20 protein-coding genes and 1 tRNA gene are annotated in these 16,530 nt (G+C 44.0%); 14 read left to right on the forward strand and 7 right to left on the reverse strand.

Annotated elements, in window-relative coordinates; all coding sequences use genetic code 11:
* The first annotated feature begins 67 nt into the window (after positions 1-67).
* Together QH73_RS08445 and QH73_RS08450 are read left to right on the forward strand one after the other, a co-directional pair.
* Complete coding sequence (locus QH73_RS08445) at positions 68-430, forward strand: hypothetical protein (RefSeq protein ID WP_132866826.1); 363 nt, start codon at positions 68-70, stop codon at positions 428-430.
* Positions 431-477: 47 nt separating this feature from the next.
* Positions 478-1,101 carry an exopolysaccharide biosynthesis protein gene (locus QH73_RS08450; protein WP_039716771.1) on the forward strand — a complete coding sequence of 208 codons (624 nt, stop codon included), beginning with the start codon at positions 478-480 and terminating at the stop codon, positions 1,099-1,101.
* A gap of 255 nt (positions 1,102-1,356) precedes the next feature.
* Here the strand turns inward: QH73_RS08450 and QH73_RS28100 are convergent, their stop codons facing one another.
* A complete protein-coding gene (locus tag QH73_RS28100; protein ID WP_236146974.1) occupies positions 1,357-1,431 on the reverse strand; it encodes a hypothetical protein in 75 nt (24 codons plus the stop codon).
* A gap of 77 nt (positions 1,432-1,508) precedes the next feature.
* Here QH73_RS28100 and QH73_RS08460 point away from each other — a divergent pair, with 77 nt between their 5' ends.
* A complete protein-coding gene (locus QH73_RS08460) occupies positions 1,509-1,748 on the forward strand; it encodes an FAD-dependent oxidoreductase (protein ID WP_132866946.1) in 240 nt (79 codons plus the stop codon).
* Complete coding sequence (locus QH73_RS29135; protein WP_165587647.1) at positions 1,738-1,977, forward strand: hypothetical protein; 240 nt, start codon at positions 1,738-1,740, stop codon at positions 1,975-1,977. The genes QH73_RS08460 and QH73_RS29135 overlap by 11 nt, the downstream gene beginning before the upstream one ends.
* A 266-nt stretch (positions 1,978-2,243) precedes the next feature.
* Here the strand turns inward: QH73_RS29135 and QH73_RS08470 are convergent, their stop codons facing one another.
* Positions 2,244-2,627 (reverse strand): hypothetical protein, encoded by a 384-nt coding sequence (locus QH73_RS08470; protein WP_039716768.1) that lies wholly within the window; start codon positions 2,625-2,627, stop codon positions 2,244-2,246.
* Positions 2,599-3,186 (reverse strand): Panacea domain-containing protein, encoded by a 588-nt coding sequence (locus QH73_RS08475; protein WP_039716767.1) that lies wholly within the window; start codon positions 3,184-3,186, stop codon positions 2,599-2,601. The genes QH73_RS08470 and QH73_RS08475 overlap by 29 nt, the downstream gene beginning before the upstream one ends.
* A 456-nt stretch (positions 3,187-3,642) precedes the next feature.
* On the opposite strand from QH73_RS08475, the gene QH73_RS08480 reads away from it, so the two are divergent.
* From QH73_RS08480 to QH73_RS08505, 6 genes are all read left to right on the forward strand, one after another.
* Positions 3,643-4,347 carry a hypothetical protein gene (locus QH73_RS08480; protein ID WP_039716766.1) on the forward strand — a complete coding sequence of 235 codons (705 nt, stop codon included), beginning with the start codon at positions 3,643-3,645 and terminating at the stop codon, positions 4,345-4,347.
* A 268-nt stretch (positions 4,348-4,615) separates the two neighbouring features.
* Entirely contained in the window at positions 4,616-5,350 is a 735-nt protein-coding gene (locus QH73_RS08485) for a hypothetical protein (protein WP_039716765.1), read from the forward strand.
* Positions 5,351-5,641: 291 nt separating this feature from the next.
* Entirely contained in the window at positions 5,642-5,818 is a 177-nt protein-coding gene (locus tag QH73_RS08490; protein ID WP_165587648.1) for a hypothetical protein, read from the forward strand.
* Positions 5,818-8,391, forward strand: a complete 2,574-nt coding sequence (locus tag QH73_RS08495) for a DUF3854 domain-containing protein (protein ID WP_052290186.1) — start codon at positions 5,818-5,820, stop codon at positions 8,389-8,391. Before QH73_RS08490 ends, QH73_RS08495 begins: the two co-directional genes overlap by 1 nt.
* Entirely contained in the window at positions 8,384-8,611 is a 228-nt protein-coding gene (locus QH73_RS08500) for a helix-turn-helix domain-containing protein (protein ID WP_039716764.1), read from the forward strand. Before QH73_RS08495 ends, QH73_RS08500 begins: the two co-directional genes overlap by 8 nt.
* Positions 8,612-8,814: 203 nt before the next feature.
* A complete protein-coding gene (locus tag QH73_RS08505) occupies positions 8,815-9,225 on the forward strand; it encodes a hypothetical protein (RefSeq protein WP_132866827.1) in 411 nt (136 codons plus the stop codon).
* Here QH73_RS08505 and QH73_RS08510 read toward each other — a convergent pair.
* From QH73_RS08510 to QH73_RS08520, 3 genes are all read right to left on the reverse strand, one after another.
* On the reverse strand, positions 9,211-10,341 hold the full coding sequence (locus tag QH73_RS08510; protein WP_039716762.1) for a site-specific integrase: 1,131 nt from the start codon (positions 10,339-10,341) through the stop codon (positions 9,211-9,213). The genes QH73_RS08505 and QH73_RS08510 overlap by 15 nt on opposite strands.
* Before the next feature lie 134 nt (positions 10,342-10,475).
* A tRNA-Phe gene (locus tag QH73_RS08515) sits at positions 10,476-10,548 on the reverse strand.
* 80 nt (positions 10,549-10,628) lie between these two features.
* Positions 10,629-11,486, reverse strand: a complete 858-nt coding sequence (locus QH73_RS08520; RefSeq protein WP_039716761.1) for a metal ABC transporter permease — start codon at positions 11,484-11,486, stop codon at positions 10,629-10,631.
* Positions 11,487-11,756: 270 nt separating this feature from the next.
* Here QH73_RS08520 and QH73_RS28110 point away from each other — a divergent pair, with 270 nt between their 5' ends.
* A complete protein-coding gene (locus QH73_RS28110) occupies positions 11,757-12,020 on the forward strand; it encodes an ArsR/SmtB family transcription factor (RefSeq protein WP_236146975.1) in 264 nt (87 codons plus the stop codon).
* A gap of 9 nt (positions 12,021-12,029) precedes the next feature.
* Here the strand turns inward: QH73_RS28110 and QH73_RS08530 are convergent, their stop codons facing one another.
* On the reverse strand, positions 12,030-13,181 hold the full coding sequence (locus tag QH73_RS08530; RefSeq protein WP_236146949.1) for a PucR family transcriptional regulator: 1,152 nt from the start codon (positions 13,179-13,181) through the stop codon (positions 12,030-12,032).
* 356 nt (positions 13,182-13,537) lie between these two features.
* On the opposite strand from QH73_RS08530, the gene QH73_RS08535 reads away from it, so the two are divergent.
* The 3 genes from QH73_RS08535 (at position 13,538) to QH73_RS08545 (ending at position 16,512) form a co-directional block, all read left to right on the forward strand.
* Positions 13,538-14,641: a glycosyltransferase family 4 protein gene (locus tag QH73_RS08535; RefSeq protein WP_039716758.1), complete on the forward strand. Its 1,104-nt coding sequence runs from the start codon at positions 13,538-13,540 to the stop codon at positions 14,639-14,641.
* Positions 14,642-14,981: 340 nt separating this feature from the next.
* On the forward strand, positions 14,982-16,001 hold the full coding sequence (locus QH73_RS08540; RefSeq protein WP_039716757.1) for a glycosyltransferase family 9 protein: 1,020 nt from the start codon (positions 14,982-14,984) through the stop codon (positions 15,999-16,001).
* 28 nt (positions 16,002-16,029) lie between these two features.
* Positions 16,030-16,512: a glycosyltransferase family 9 protein gene (locus QH73_RS08545; RefSeq protein ID WP_039716756.1), complete on the forward strand. Its 483-nt coding sequence runs from the start codon at positions 16,030-16,032 to the stop codon at positions 16,510-16,512.
* Positions 16,513-16,530: the final 18 nt, after the last annotated feature.

Raw genomic sequence — 16,530 nt, forward strand, 5'->3', positions numbered from 1 at the left:
ACTTTTATCGAATAGAAAAATTTGCTCGAAGGAATCTCACAGTCACTTGAGTGCTGGAGGAAAATTTATGTCTTCAGATGCTTTTTTGAAAAATTTGTTGTCTCAGAAAAATAACACGAAACAAATTATTGTTAGCGAGGCAAAACACAATAATATCAAAACAGATAACGTTGCAATTAATCATCCTTCCGAAGTGTCGTTAGCAATTGTTTTCTTTAGCGGTTTAGTTTGTTTTTTGATGTATTCAAAAAGGTGGAGAACTACTAGAGAAAATGTAGAAGACTTATCAGAAATTACTTCTTCTCACATACCCTGTAAAAGATGTCGCTTTTTTTCTAACAATCCTTATCTGAAGTGTGCCGTACAGCCAATCATAACGATGACCAAAGAAGCGATTGACTGTGCGGAGTTTAGACCTAAGATTACATAATTTGTTGGAATCAAATCTTTTTGTTCGCTCGACCTAAACTTTAGCTTATGGCTCGTCTTTCTACGGAATTGCATCATTTCTTTTTAGCAGCAGAACGTCCACCCCAAGTTACATTGGCAGAGCTGCTGCTAATCGCGGGGGAAAGAACTTTTGGTTTTTTGTTCGTTTTGCTCTCCCTACCTTCAGCTTTGCCAGTTCCTGCACCTGGCTACTCGATTCCCTTTGGTTTACTAATCTTCCTGTTGGCTATTCAATTGGCAATCGGAGCTAAGCGTCCTTGGCTACCACAGAGGTTAGTTCATCGTCCGATTTCGTTAGAGAAAGTTCGAGCTATTCTAGATCGAGGTCTTTCTTGGTTAAGGCGGATTGAAACAGTGTCCCGTCCTCGTCTGACCTATGTTTGTACTAGTTCTCTAGGAAGAATTGTCATTGGCAGCGCGATCGCTTTAATGGCTATCTCAATGATGATTCCAATTCCTGGAACAAACACCTTACCTGCCATCGGCATTTTTGTTACTGGTTTTGGTTTACTTGATGATGATGGCGCTATTAGTCTAGGTGGTTTAGTGCTTTGCTTAGTGGCAGCTATTCTCACTACGTCGATTTTAATTTCCCTATATATAGGTGGCTACAATTTGCTCGAATGGCTCAAAGCTTGGTTTAGCACTTAGTCAGCATTAAATTTATCTGCACTGGCGAATTTGTGGACTCCTGTTGAAAAAAGACGATCGCTATTTGCGATAGAAGCAGGATCGAGAAACTTTTCTACTAACTGATAATTCTGCCCCAGATCGAATTTTCTGAAACCATCCCAGTTTGAGCGGAAAATTGCGAATTTATTTAAGGAGTTCGCGCTGTATAATAACTTGGCGTTGCTGATGTTAATCGAATCCAAGAGCGTCCATCAATATAGATGCCTTAGTAACTTAAAAGCGAGTGTCATCAGAAAAAATGCCAATATGTCCCTCAGGATGAATTTGTCCCGATAGGTCAGTCACCATAAAGGTACTACCATGATTGATAGTTAAAATTGGTTATCCAACACTGATTCGCATAATTTGTATTATCTGTAGAGGCGATCGCTTGCCGATCTTATGACTGGAATACCGATCGGTGGGCAAAAGGTGGTTACTGCTACTTTGCACCAGGACAACTAGATCGCTTCAACCCTCATCTCACATTACCAGGTGGTCGAGTTTTCTTTGCCGGAGAACATACAGCCCCCGTCGAGTATCGCGGTTATATGGAAGGCGCTGTTCGCAGTGGAATTCGGGCGGCACAGCAAATCCTTAACATAGGAGCTAGGAGTGAGGAGTGAGGAAAGATGGACAGAATCTCTCTCTTCCTTGCTGAACGGATTAATGTCCTCCTCAGATAAACCCTTTGGTAGTTTAATCTTCATTAAAGCAAAAGGATTCGTTTCGATTGCGCCTTCTTCCATTGCCCAGTTACAGCAAGCTTTAATTTGGGTAAGGCAACGCTTTGCTGCTTACACCATTTTTACACCAGTTTTTTACCCAAGGATACCCAAAAAGTACCGACAGTAGTACATAACTACTAAAAACTAGCAACTATAGTAAAGGCTGAAATCCTTTCAGATTGTTGAACTGCTTGTTGTTGTTAAATGCCAGGAACCAGAATTGAACTGGTGACACGAGGATTTTCAGTCCGATGGGGAATAAGCTATAAGCATTGTATATCAAGGCTCTTACAGGTTCTTATTTAAAGCTTGCCTAAATTTTGACCTAAAATTGCAGCTCAATCTAGTAGCAAACTTCATAGAAAATGAGATTCATTACAAGATATCTAAGAGCTAACTGTCTAAGATATCTCTAATAACATTCTTCAGATCTTGGTCGGCGGGACGTTTTGCAAATTGCTCATGACTGTAAATCCATACAAGTTTGATAATGTATGTAGTTGTATTGACTAAATACATTAACCTAATTTGCCCAGACGCACCTTTGGAAACCTTGAATTCTAGCTTGTGAAATGTCCATTCTTCAGGTAAATGAATTTTTCCAGGCAGAGGTTCATTACGAGAATTTGTTGGATACTGATCTTCAATTAAATCTTCCAAGATTTTATCAACACACTCAACAAAACCATTAGTAGTTTTATGAGCCTTTGCGAGTTTTTTGAAGGAACGATTAAAATTTTCAGAGTCTTCAATCGAGAAGGGAGTTGAGCCAGCCACGTACTTCTCCTTTGCGAATGCGAGTTGAGGATTCCGAAGTCAAAGCATCCTCCAAAACTTTTGACATCACTGGCTCATATGCAGGATTGTCACGCTCTATCGCATCTAACTTCTGCTGCCCTAATGCTTTCATATCCTCAATAAGAATTGGCTCAGTTGACCTTGCGTCAGATGGTAACCCTTTACGAGCTTTCTTCCAAGGAAACTCCACATGAGTCATATCACTAAGTCGATAAGCATGGTAACCACCGAAATTTTCCCAAACTTCTTCTAAAAGCTTCTTCGTTCCCTCAGAAATCTGTAACAGGGAATCTATGCTTGGAATAGGTAATTGATTAGCTTCAAACTCACTGTAGAACCTGTAAGCAGGAGGACATACAGGACCATATCTCCATGCTTGCATTTCGTCACCAAACAGTGGCTCGTCGTATAACGCTAAATGCAGGCTTTGTGTGTAATACAGAAGCTTTTGAACCTTCATATTGGTCATTTCAGCTTCTATACCATCCTCGTAAGCTCTCACAATGAAGTAGCGAGCCACATTGAAACAATCAATCATAGCTCAGACCCACAAACCAAAATAGACTGTATATCGTAGCAGATTTTAAGGCAAGCGTACACATACTATTGTAGTCCAACTTGTAAATATAGTACAAAATTACTGTATTTATTGCAACACCAGCACAACTTAGCTTCTTATAATTCCTGTTTTTCTCAGTAGATTTAGATATTACATCAAATCAAAACATCTAAGATAACGCTCAGATATTTCTACAATTTAAAAAAAATTTTGGCGGGTAATTAAGTCGTCGGGGTCGTCAGAATCTATCCAAAGTCATATCTAGACTAAGTTACAGGTCGTCAGAAGGGTCGTCAGAAGGGTCGTCAGAAGGGTCGTCAGAAGGGTCGTCAGAAGGGTCGTCAGAGATTTATTTTCCAGCACGGGTTGAGGAGCCGTGGGAATGAGCGCGTATATGCTTGACTTAGCAACTATGCAAAAAAGCTATAACTCGCTATGTCTAAAAAAATCATCCTTAAGGGAACCACCGAGCAGCTCAAGCCAGTAATCACGCAGATTCTAGCCATACACCAGATGCTAGAAGGTTTGGATCTTGGGGCTGGCAGCGACCGCGACAGCGAAGCCTACCCAGAGCGGCGATACCGACCCCAAATTAGGCTGCATTTCCTGCAAGACACGGATTTTGACAAGAGATCTAACGCTCCAGGCTATCATGGCGAGCGTAGAGTACCAGGGCGGCTTACCTGGCGCTTGATGAACGAAACCAGCGAGACAATTACTCTGGGCGAGCTAACTCGCATAGGGCAGCAAATCAAGCAAATTTTCGGCGCTAACAGCGGCTATGTCTGGCAAAAGGGCAAGGAAATATACACTTACGCCGATTGGGACAAGGGTTATCAGATGCAAATCCTCGCCCGAAGTGCCAGCCAAGCTCAGGATTTAGTGAGCAAAATATTGAGCTTGCAGGGGCATACCCCAACGTGGAAGTACATGACAAAGGGTGAAAATCTTGACCAGCCATCGCGCTATCCTGAAACACCTGTAACCAAACTAATTCTGGGCAAAAGCGTAACTATGCCTAAAACTCGTCCTAATGTCGAAGTACGCTTTGCTTATGCTGATGCAAGGATACATAAGCTTCTGGAGCCAGTTGTCATTTACGATCGGACGAACAAGAAAGTCGGCGCGTTGGTACGGTGAGAAGGAAAAAGTATTACAAAAAGGTTTAAGCGTTTTGTAATATTTTTTCGCTAGATTCCTACTCCAAACTACGCTTCATTCCTGAGTACGCTAAGAAACACTTAAGGCAGTCACTAAGACAGCCCAAATGCCTTCTAGAGCTAGTTAAGGCATAGAAACATCAATTTTCGCTATCAATACAAAAAAAAGCCCATCTTGCAAGAAGATGGGACAAAATCTTGTTGGGCTGTCTCCGCTCAACAAAATAACTACAAACTCACCCTATCCTATGAGCAAAGATTCTGTGATAACTACTCTCATTTATCTGATAGCAGAATTGCCACCTCAACCCCCTGTTAAGCTAAATGATGATGAACGAACACTTTTTCTAATTCACCAATTTCGCTGTAAAGCTTTGTCTCTATTTTTGCGGTGGATTCGGTTAGGGGAGCCACAATCTGAATTACTCTTGCTTCCAGAGATGCACGCTTATGAGCCATTTGCCAGATTTGTAGACTCTCTTTTGACGCTGGCAATACAAGTGCATCCTAGATCGGATGATGGCTTAATCCGTTCTTTTGGTTCACCAGTATTATTATGGTATGCCTGTATTAGTCTCCTCATCCGAGACAGCTTTGTGCAAGCCTTAACGGGCTATCCACAATTCAGGTTTAAGAAAGAAGCAATTAAAAATGCTCGGAATGGCTTAAAGGCTCTTTACGAGCTAGAGCTTTTTCGTAAACTGGAGCCTTCCAAGCGAAGAACAACACCTACATTATCTGGTGATGTAGCAAAACACCCTGGTGGCGAATTGACTTCGTGGTTACTTCTGCAAGCGGGTAAAATTGCTGCTACCGACACTGATTTTCAAAAACGCTATTACTACCCCTGCTTGCGAGCGTTTAAAAAAATTATAAGCACAGCAAATGAAAGCGGAAATTTTCAGATGAATTGGATTGACTCAGATCGTCAGCTTGCTTCGACAAAGCAATCCAAAAAGCGAAAGCTGCCTGTAAAAGATTGAGTATTTATAATTCTCAATTATGAAGAATTGGGAATTATGCCGCCGAATTCGCACAGGAGCCTTTCTTGATCTACTCTAAAAACAGCCCTAAAGGGCAACAAAGCAACCAAAAAAAAATGCCTGGAGTTCTTATCAGGTGGTTGCCTCGCGCTTAACCGGATACCCCTATCCGGAAGCTATCAACAAACCCCATCAAAGCCTAACCCAGGACAACAAAACAACTTACTGTTAGGCTAGCAGGATTTGAGGCGATCGCGATCGGGATATTCAGGCGGAAAGGAGAAACCGCCAATGAAACAGTTTAGACTTCCCTGTCTCACTTCCATAATTGAGACGCTGGAATACTTCCAAAATTTTGAGTCAAAAGTGAAGGCAACTGCAATTGCTCTTTACGCGGCAGAGTTAGATATTAACAAGCTACACTTCTACGCAATCGCACACTACGCTGGCTTGCTAGGAGGTGTGTAATGATAGCAGCCCTACAACAAGCTACTCAAAACACTCTCTATGCACGGCATCACCAAGAATGTCTAAAAAAACGTGGCTTGAGCCTTGAGTGGGTTTTGGTCAATTGTCATTCAGTTACGGCTCACGAGGCATCGCAGCAGTTAGGCTATACGGCTCAATCAAACGGCATTTGGTTGAAAGGCTGCAATTATCAAGGTCAATACAAGCCTGATAAACCTTGGAAAGCGGAAGATGACAAGAAAGCGCCTAAGTACCGCTCCCCGCTGGGTGAGTATGACGCAATGCTACCGAGTCACCCTAGCAACCCGCATTACTGGAATGATATTGCGGCACTGAAGCAGCAAGCCTATCAGATTGATGGACATCCCTGTTTACTTCTAACTGAAGGATTCTTTAAGGCAATCGCGGGTTGTGCCAACGGCATTCCCACTATTGCTTTACTAGGTGTAGAGATGGGGTTAACTAGCAGTAGCGATGACATCCAAGGCAGACGCTATCTAGTACCAACCCTAGAACGCTATGCTAAAGCTGGGTTTGGCTTTATCATTGCTTTTGATGCCGACTGTGCCACAAATAAGGCTGTCATCTCAGCTCAGCGCAAGCTAGCACATAAACTCAAGAAGTTTCAAATTCCAGTTTACAGTGCCACTGGACTTTGGACGGTGGCAGAGGGTAAGGGTATGGACGATTACATCCAGAACCACGGCGGCGATCGCTTCCTTAGAGAAGTGATGGGCAAGGTTGTAGATACTGAGATTTGGGAGAAACAACTCGCTTCACTAGACGAGCGCGACAGTCTTAGAACCCAGAAAAAGCCACCAGCGGATATAGTAGGGCGGGAGATCGGTGAAGATTACCGCAAACGGCTGCTATGGAGCGACCAGCACAAGGGCTGGATGCAATACGGACTAGAGCGCGATGGCGTTTGGACGGCAGTAAGTGACGAGTATGTAGGGTCGGTCGTCAACAAAATCTTAGAATCTAAAGGCATTGTTGGGTATGGCAGTGCTAGCTATGTCTTCAATGTTATTGCCCAGATGCGCTGGCAATTATTTGAGCGGGAATGGCACGAGCGATCGGCTGGCGAAATTCTACCGTTTGCCGATGGAGTCTTGGAACCAGCAACGGGACAGTTTCACAAACACGCTCCAGGGTATCGCCTTACCTGGTGCTTACCGCGTCCTTACAATGCCGTAACCACCGATTGGACAAAGATTAGAAACTGGCTGGAAGAAGCGACGGGCGGCGATCGGCAGCATCAAGAAATCCTGCTGTGCTTCTTAGCAGCAATCTTGCGTGGCAGGGCTGACCTACATAAGTTTTTGCATCTGATTGGCGTTGGTGGCACGGGTAAATCTACGCTCACTCGGCTCGCAGAAGCTTTGATTGGCTCCCAAAACTGCTGGAATGGCAGCCTTCAAGACTTAGAGGATAAACACGAGGTAGCAAGGATAATTGGCAAGCGCCTAGTGATTCTGCCCGATCAAGACAAGGTAACGGGTCGTTTGTCCAACTTTAAACGCTTGACGGGTCAAGACACATTAAGCGGACGGCGGTTGTATAAGGATGGGCTAAACTTCCGCTTTCCAGGTATGGTAATTGTCACGAGTAACGCTCCTATCTTCCATGCTGACGGCGGTAGTTGGTTGACGCGGCGGATAGTCATGCTGCCTTTTGACCGCAAACCAGCAGCGGATAAGGTGAGGGACTTAGAAGCAGAGTTTGAGCCAGAGCTACCAGCTTTGACTAACTATCTGCTTTCTATCCCTAACGATGAAATTACTCGTGTCCTACGGCGCATCGGCAAGGATGAAGTCAACCCTACCTTGTGGCAATCTAAAATTCGCACCGACTCAATCGCAGCGTGGCTCAATGAATGGCTAATTCACGACCCAACTGCCAAAACCCAAATAGGCAGCGATCGCCATCAGTGGGCAGACAAAGAATATGACCCACACGACTCTACATTGTTTGGCTCGTACAATCACTACTGCCGCATTAGCGGACTTCAGCCAAAAGGCAAGAATAACTTCAGCGCCGATTTAATTGAGCTATGCCAGCAAACTCTAGGATGGAGTGATATTCAGTCGGTGCGTGACGGACAAGGACGGCGGGTCATTTGTGGATTAAAGCTGCGGGCTGATGGGAATACTACGCCAACAGTAGAAGAAAATCTGACGGCTGACGACCTATCTGACGACCTATCTGACGACCTATCTGACGACCTGAAGCTTAACAATAGCAAGGATTCTGACGACCCTGACGACCTATTGACTTCAAAACTTAGTGAAAAAGAAGCAGTAAAAAATTCAATTCCCGATCGCGATACATCCAAGACTTTTATCAACCCGATCGCTCAGAAATTTAAAAGGGGCGATTGCGTCCAATACATCGGCACGCAACCTCAGTTTCAGCAGATGTGCAACGCACCATTGGTTATCAATAGGGTAGATCCTGGATACGGCGTAGCGGACTGCCGTAAACCAGATGGCAGTTTTACTACATGGATACCACTTGCAGACTTGCAACGGGTTAATAGTGCGTGTGAGACTCTAGGAGGCAGCCATGCCTAGAACTAGAAGCCAGCAAACATCGTGTTGGGTAGATAGCGCCACGGCAGCTCAAGCTCTGGGAATATCGCCAAGACATTTAAGAAAGCTGCGATCACAGGGACTATTCAAGCTCGGCAAGCACTATCGGATTCCAAGCAGCCCGCTAGCAGCCCGACCAACTTATCTATGGCATGTAGAGCGGTGCGGTCAAGCTCTAGAAATCCCAATGGAAAAAAGATGATTGGCGGCGATGACCGTCAACTGTCTCTGGCGCTTTCAGCGCCAGTATAGCATATCCAATTGTGTGTATAGATGGACGCAAGAATTCTTTTTACTTTTCCGTTTGTGTGTATAGATGGACGCAAGAATTCTTTTTACTTTTCCGTTTGTGTGTATAGATGGAGAGTGTTATTATCCATTTATACTCATAATTGGAAACTAGGTATGTTGGATAAGGATAGGCGAATTTCAGAGCGTTCCTTGGAAAACCTCAAACTAGGCGCTCAAGCCCGTTACCAAGGTAAAATCAGGCAAAACTTTACCATCTTACCTCAGACGCTGGAATGGCTCAAGAAAGGGGGTAACGCCAGCCAGCGGGTTGACGAGCTAGTGGCAGCCGCTAAGAATGACGATTTAAAGTCCAATTATACATACGAAAGGAAAGAACGAGAAAATCTAAATTCCGATAGTGTGTATAATCAGGTAAACGATTTGAAGGTAGAATTGGAGCAGATGAAAATCAACCAAGCTCAGGCAGCCAATATCCTTCAGGAAGCACTCAAGCTCAAAGCTAATGCTGGTGGAGCAATTAAGGAACAAATCAAGCAGGTTTTAGGGTTACTAGGAGAGTCTTGAATTATCGGTCAAGGGTGGTAATGGGCGATCGCTTCTCATCATCAGCGCATCAAAAGCCCGTTGATGATGGCGATCGCTAATCCAATGATGATACAGATCGGTGTGAATCTGGACGCTATGACCCATCTGCTGAGCAGCTAAACAAACGTCTAGCCCAAACTCCAGCGTTCTGATTGCCCAGCAATGGCGCAAGTCGTAGAGATGAAATGGTAGCCCAGCATTGCGACGGAAATATTGAGAACACCGCTCCCCTAGTTCGCTGTTATTCCTACCCGTAACCGCTGGAATTCTAGGCGATCGCAGGTCAAAGCTGTCAACCCATTCTGGGTAGCAAGCCCATACCCGCCGAGAACCAGTTTTTCCATCCAGTACGCCGAGAATGTAACCACCAGATTCTAAATCTTTGGTATCTAGATGAAACACTTCATGAGGTCTCAGTCCAAAGGTGGCAATTATTCCATAAGTCCAGCGCCAAGCATCATTACTAATACACCCAAACCATTTAGCAATCCAGCGATCTTCAGGTAAGTCTCGCGGTGCTACCCGCTTAGGGCTGTAGCTTCCCGCCATCGGTTTGGAATTGAATTCAATTTCTGCAAACTTAGCCAAGGCTTGCAATACCATACAGTATCGCTTGCGGCTCTTAGTATCAGGAGCTGTAGACAATATTGTTGTAGTTAACAACTGGGCTGTCAGCTCCTGATCGGACGGTAACTGCTTTAACACTAGCCAGTAGTCTTTTTTCCAGGTTGTTTCTGTCTTTGGTGTCCGAGCGCGACAATCAAAATAGTGTTGCTCAAATTTAGCAATCCAGTCCCTGACTAGCGGTTGAGATTTAGGCAGTTCATGCTTTAGATATGACTGCCAAGAGAATTCCTTACAGTCCAATAACGCTCCAACTTTGCGCGCTTCAGCCTCAGCTAGGGATATTCCAGATGGGTTGGTATGGAACCCTAGAGCAAGGCGCTGTTGAAATGGCTTAGTTTTTTCCGTATCAAGTTTAGGCGGAAACGTTGCTCTCAAATACAAGCGATTTCCTTTTGCCTCTATTGTTACTCCTACCTTGGCAGCCCTTAGCCGTCCGTTAGCTTGATTCAACCTTCCCTGAATGTCCACTTGCCTAAATCTTGCCTAAAACTTCGAGTACATTTAAGCCTATTTATGTATGTTTGGGTATATCTCAAAAACAAGGAATCGGCTGAAACTATCATTTTCTGGTAGTTTTAGCCGATTAATTTCCATGATAAAAATGCCAGGAACCAGAATTGAACTGGTGACACGAGGATTTTCAGTCCTCTGCTCTACCAACTGAGCTATCCCGGCGAAGTTGATGCGTCAATTTTTGGCGCTTTATTAAAGTAGCAAACTTATCAGATCTTCGCAAGGGTTGAGTGCAAAATTCCTCATGCAGTTTTCCAAATGAGCTTTACCCAACTGAAAATGAATGTAAATAGTAAGAATTGGACGAGAACGATACTAGGACCAGAAGCAAAGTTGAGTAGACCCGATAACATGATGCCGATAATGCTGCTAACAACACCAAGCATCACGGAAATGACTAAAAAGCGGGTAAAATGGTGACTCACAAGCTTGGCAGTAGCGGCAGGAATGACCAAAAAAGCATTCACTAATAGCACGCCTACAGCCTTAATTGCTACAGCTACAGCCAGTGACAGCAAGACAACAAAAGCGTAGCGATAGAGGCGCACGGGGATACCCTGCACCTGTGCCACTGTAGGGTTAAGAGTCAAGAGAATCTGCTGACGCAGGGTAGGTAGTAAGAAAATAATGCTACTGATTAGCACCAAAGAGGTCAAAATTAGATCTGTGGTATCGATCGCCAGAATATCTCCAAATAAAACTCCCATGAGATTGCCACGATATCCCTGGATCAGGCTGCTGAGGATGACACCTATTGCTAATGCACCTGATAGTACTACACTTAATACGCTGTCACTCGACAAATTTGTTTGGTCGATCAGATAGAGGACGATTAAGCCGAATGCTAGGGTAAAAGGGAGTAGCATCCAGGTAGGATTTAACTGGAGTAAGACCCCTAAAGCAACACCTACCAAAGCTGCATGACCTACAGCATGACTGAAAAAAGATAACTGTCGCAAGGTGACGAAGCTACCCAGGAAACCGCCAAGGATACCCATTAATATCGCACCGGCGATCGCCCTTTGCATGAAGGGAAACTGAAGCAGTTCGAGTAGGTTATTAACTCCAGCAATAGCAAGCCAGCTAAACTCTAAAATCATTGAACCAACTTATTCTTAAACAGAGCATATCCTAGACCGCGCTATAGTTGGGCTATATAGTTGGGCTATACTTAGGGTGTCTGAAGATTTAATCCAGCAAACACAGTCTTTTATTATCACCCAATGTCAGTTTACTCTGCTTCCGATCGGGCTAAACCAAACTCTACCTCAGAGGCGGATCGTCTTCAGTGCCATCCACCGCACCCTGTAGACGTGGATGGAGTTAATCATCTACAAAGCCACGTCCTCAAAACTGAGAAGGCGCAGCGGATGGCTGAATTTTTTAGCCTCTTAGGAGATGCCAATCGGCTACGAATTCTTTCATTATTGGCACAAAAAGAACTCTGTGTCTGCGACTTAGCCGCCACTCTAGACATGACTGAATCGGCTGTTTCCCATCAGTTGCGAACATTACGTGCTATGCGGTTGGTGAGTTACCGCAAGCAGGGACGCAATGTTTTTTACAATCTTCAAGATAGTCACGTTCTCAATCTCTATCAATCTGTTGCCGAACACTTGGATGAGGAAATCTAATTGAGATTGCTAGATCGAGTTGCGATCGCAACTCGATTGAAGCTTACGTAATAGCAACGCTAACCGAATTTGTACTGCATCATCAAAACGCCGTGGGTCGAGACCGATTAACGAAGCTATTTTATCAAGACGATAATTCAAAGTATTGCGGTGAATTAAAAGCTGCTTGGCTGTAGCTGAAGGGCTACAATCACGGGCAAAAAACGTTTCTACGGTTGTTAACAGTTCCGATTCGCAATCGAGTGGAGATAGTAAATGCGTCGCTAATTCAATCTTGGTTTGTTCGTCAGCTACGCCAATAAATGCAGCAATTCCCAGACGATCTAAACAATAAACGCGATCGCAACCATTAAAGCGATGACCGAGTGAAAGTGCCATCCGCGCATCTTGATACGATCGCGCTAAACCAAGAATACCAGGATGATAGCGACCGATACCAATACTAATTGCTGCCCCTGTATCGCTGCGCAAATGCATTAGTAGAGCATCTCCTGCACGTTTAAGTGCTGCTAGATTTGTCCATAAAGCATTTAATGAGTCTGTATTATTTCCTCGTTCTGCCCAACTCCCAAGATTTTTGGTATTGCTAGCTTTTAAAACTACCAATTCGCCGTTACCTAAATCGGCACAGATCGTATCATCTGGTAAGTGAAAAAAGTTGACTATGCTGCCGATCGCATATTGCGTGCGACGGCGTTGTTGCACCGTAGCTTTTTCTAAATTCTTACCGTCTGATTCACCTGCTGAAGGTTTTAATACGTATTGAGCAGCATCGATCAAAATTACCGCTCGCGGAGGTGATAAATCTAGCCCTAATAGCTTTGCCTGCCTTAAAATTTCTGTTTCATCGATAATTTGACCGTGTAACAGATGATTGACAAACTGGTTCTTCAACGCTTGTTGGTTAGGTCGATGGTTCAGTACAGTAGCTTGATTGACGATCAATTCAACTAAAACTTTTGCTAGGCGCGGTGAAATTGTTTCACCATTAAATTGATTTCCAATTGCAATTTCGCCTACTTCGGTTTTGAGGTGTAAGGGGATTCGCAAATAGGAAGTTTCTTGTTGTTCATTAAAATGAAAAGTTTTGCCGATCTCCTCGCATTTACTACTAGCAACAATAATATTATTACTATTGACTACTACTACTTGAACTGACAAAAGTTCTGCTATCTTGCTCGTGATCAAACGAGCAACCTGAGTAAATTGGGTAGTATGAGTAAAAGATGTATACATCAATTTACGTTGCATTGAAATCGAATTTTAATAAAACTTTTATACTTTTAGAGTAGCGAAACCAAGATTTAAAATTATGCACTTTTACCGCTTAAGAATAGCCATTGCTCCTCTAGCTTACTTCTGTCTAAAGATATAATTTCTTGTATATTTTTTGGTATTTTAATTTACTAAAACTTCCTTACTTAAGTTCCAACAACAACGAAATATGCGATAAATACATTGTTAGTATTTAAATAATAAATTGAGTCAAATAATAATTGATAAATGACAAACGACTAATGCAAGTAGTCATTTATACAGATGCAAAGGGAATTGGTGGTGCAGAGATTAGCTTAAGCCACTTAGTTACTAGCGTTTCAGATCGAATTGAGGTGACAGTCATGGGTACGTCTGAGCTTGTCGTGGAAGCGATCGCCCGACAACGCCCTCAAACCGCGAAAATAGTCTTACCTAACACACCAATTCGTTCGCTGTTGGCTCATCTGACAGCTTTATTACAACTACGTCCTGACATAGTGCATGTTAATCTCTGTACGCCTTGGGCGGGAGCAATGGGTTTAGCTGCCGCTTTAATCTTACCTGGGGCGCGAGTCGTGCGAGTCGATCAACTCCCACTACGGACAACGGACTTACTGACTTGGTGGCGGACGCGAGTACTTTCGTTACGAGTTGACGCTCATGTTGCTGTTGGTGCAGCGAGTGCGCGGTTAATGGAAGATTTTTACGCCCTCGGTCGTAATTCAGTGGTTTCCGTTCCTAATTGCGTTCCCGATTTGGCTGAGGAACCTCAACTCTCAACCGTTCGCCCTGAAGGAAAAGTAACAATCGGTAGCATCGGGCGGCTGGATGCAATGAAAGGACATGACGTATTGTTACGAGCGATCGCATCTGTTGATGGGGTGCAACTAGTCATTCTGGGTGAAGGGGACGAACGGGCAAATTTAGAGCAATTGGCGATGGAACTAGGAATCAGCGATCGCGTTAATTTACTCGGTTGGGTAGAAAATCCGCGTGCATATCTACCACAATTCGATCTCGTTGCTCAACCGTCGCGATCGGAAGGTTTTCCTCTAGCAATTGTAGAAGCGATGTTGGCTGCACGTCCTGTGGTTGCCAGTCGCGTCGGTAGCGTAGCTGAAGCTGTTGTTGACGGCGAAACAGGGTTTTTAGTTAATAAAAATGATGTTGTAGGGCTAGCATCGGCACTACGACAGTTAAGGGACGATCCTCAATTGCGCTGCCGTTTTGGTCAAAGAGGGCGAGAAATTGCCAAAGCTAATTTTACAGTCAAGCAGATGAGCGATCGCTACGAACTACTGTGGCGCGAATTATTAGCTCGACCTCAAGCACCTAGATTATTTGTTCCTCGTCCGAAAGATTAATTGAGCTTGATAATATTGTCATTTGTCATTTGTCATTTGTCATTCGGGAGGGGTGTAGGGCTGGCATGGCTCACCTTAGAAAAGCACGGTCTAAGATTGCTGTTTTCACAGATTGCTACACTTGTCTAAGTATGAACAAACACTTCATGTTTTGCATAAGATGAACACTTTTATGCAAGGTTGAATCTTCCTATAGGAAGAAGAAAAAAGATTGTTTATCTTAATTGTGCAATTGCACAATTTTTTAGTGAACAAAACAGTAATTATTTGGACAACTGCCTAATGAAAAAATCTAGACTACTTGCCTAAGATAGTTGGACAAAAGTAGGCGAGTCAGTCTATGAGTTACAGCCATCGACTCCCAAAAGTATCGCAAGTGGCGATCGCCCGTTGCTTACCAGGACTAGGCGATCTACTATGCATTGTTCCGGCGTTGAGGGCTTTACGTGCTGCGTTACCTGAAGCACGTATTACACTGATTGGTTTACCTAACTCTCAAAGCTTTGTAAAGCGATTCAACCGCTATATAGATGCTTGGCTGGAGTTTCCAGGTTATCCAGGGATTCCTGAAGGATGGCGATCGCCCCAACAGACTCAGGCATTTTTGACTCAGATGCAAGCGCAAGCCTTCGATCTAGTCATTCAAATGCACGGTAGCGGTATTGTGAGTAATTCGTTCGCAGTATTACTAGGAGCGAAACTAAATACAGGCTTTTTCTTGCCAGGATATTACTGCCCCGATCCAGAATGGTTTTTACCCTATCCAGATCGAGTTCCAGAAGTAAGACGGCATCTACGTTTGATGGAATTTTTAGGAATTCCCTTACAGGGCGAACAAATAGAATTTCCGCTTTGGGAATCTGACTGGTGGGAATTACAACAAATATCTGCGGTGCATGACTTACAACCTCAGCGCTATATTTGCATTCATCCAGGTGCAAGTATAAGCGATCGCCGTTGGTCGCCACGTCAATTTGCCCTTGTCGCCGATGCATTAGCTCAACAAGGGTTTGCGATCGTTCTCACCGGAACCGTAGCAGAAACAGGTTTAACTGAAGCGGTTGCCGAGGCTATGAATACCCCTGCAATTAACCTCGCAGGACGCACCAGTTTAGGCGCATTAGGGGCATTACTCCAACAGGCTGCACTATTGGTATGCAACGATACCGGAGTCTCGCATTTAGCCTCTGCTTTACAAGTTAAGAGCGTAGTCATATTTTCTAATTCCGATCCCGATCGCTGGGGACCTCTAGATCGCGATCGCCATCGAATTGTTTTTGCTAGCAATGAAGGTGCGATCGCATCTGTCTTAACTCAAGCAAAAGACCTCTTACAACAAAAGTCAAAAGTTAAAAGTTAAAAGTCAAAAATATGTAACGGCTTAGTGTATGCAAATTAACTGGCAACAGGTGCAGCGTTTACTCGTGATTTTTGTCGGAGATCTAGAAACAGAGTCAACTTTTTTACAAGGTGAATTACAGAAAATCCGAGAAACATCAACGGACGCAGAGATTACTTTATTACTTCCTAGAAGTCAGGAGACAGAAAAGGACAAAGGGACAAGGGAGAGGGGGGAGACAAGAGAGAGGGGGGAGACAAGGGAGCTTTTCTTCCCCGACTCCCGACTCCCGACCCCCGACTCCCGCTTGGTCGATCGCACCATCACCCACACCACAACTTGGCAAGATCCAGCTAAAGAAAAAGAATTAGTCGAGAATCTACGTCAATTTGGCTTTGAGGCAGTAACTATCTTAACCAAAAACAATGAATCTCCTTATCCCTTTGCTTATCTAGCCTATTTAGCCGGAATCCCGATTCGCGTAGGGCGATCGCGAGAATTTGGCGGCGGCGTTCTTTCAGTTAACAGTTAACAGTTAACAGTTAGCAGT

The organism is Scytonema millei VB511283 (assembly GCF_000817735.3).
Taxonomy (GTDB): domain Bacteria; phylum Cyanobacteriota; class Cyanobacteriia; order Cyanobacteriales; family Chroococcidiopsidaceae; genus Chroococcidiopsis; species Chroococcidiopsis millei_B.

Coding starts and splice junctions, on each gene's coding strand:
- QH73_RS08540 (WP_039716757.1), top strand. CDS start 14,982: ATGAGTTACAGCCATCGACTCCCAAAAGTATCGCAAGTGGCGATCGCC.
- QH73_RS08445 (WP_132866826.1), top strand. CDS start 68: ATGTCTTCAGATGCTTTTTTGAAAAATTTGTTGTCTCAGAAAAATAAC.
- QH73_RS08545 (WP_039716756.1), top strand. CDS start 16,030: ATGCAAATTAACTGGCAACAGGTGCAGCGTTTACTCGTGATTTTTGTC.
- QH73_RS08520 (WP_039716761.1), bottom strand. CDS start 11,486: ATGATTTTAGAGTTTAGCTGGCTTGCTATTGCTGGAGTTAATAACCTA.
- QH73_RS08490 (WP_165587648.1), top strand. CDS start 5,642: ATGAAACAGTTTAGACTTCCCTGTCTCACTTCCATAATTGAGACGCTG.
- QH73_RS08450 (WP_039716771.1), top strand. CDS start 478: ATGGCTCGTCTTTCTACGGAATTGCATCATTTCTTTTTAGCAGCAGAA.
- QH73_RS08500 (WP_039716764.1), top strand. CDS start 8,384: ATGCCTAGAACTAGAAGCCAGCAAACATCGTGTTGGGTAGATAGCGCC.
- QH73_RS08505 (WP_132866827.1), top strand. CDS start 8,815: ATGTTGGATAAGGATAGGCGAATTTCAGAGCGTTCCTTGGAAAACCTC.
- QH73_RS08475 (WP_039716767.1), bottom strand. CDS start 3,186: ATGATTGATTGTTTCAATGTGGCTCGCTACTTCATTGTGAGAGCTTAC.
- QH73_RS08535 (WP_039716758.1), top strand. CDS start 13,538: ATGCAAGTAGTCATTTATACAGATGCAAAGGGAATTGGTGGTGCAGAG.
- QH73_RS08495 (WP_052290186.1), top strand. CDS start 5,818: ATGATAGCAGCCCTACAACAAGCTACTCAAAACACTCTCTATGCACGG.
- QH73_RS08485 (WP_039716765.1), top strand. CDS start 4,616: ATGAGCAAAGATTCTGTGATAACTACTCTCATTTATCTGATAGCAGAA.
- QH73_RS08480 (WP_039716766.1), top strand. CDS start 3,643: ATGTCTAAAAAAATCATCCTTAAGGGAACCACCGAGCAGCTCAAGCCA.
- QH73_RS28110 (WP_236146975.1), top strand. CDS start 11,757: ATGGCTGAATTTTTTAGCCTCTTAGGAGATGCCAATCGGCTACGAATT.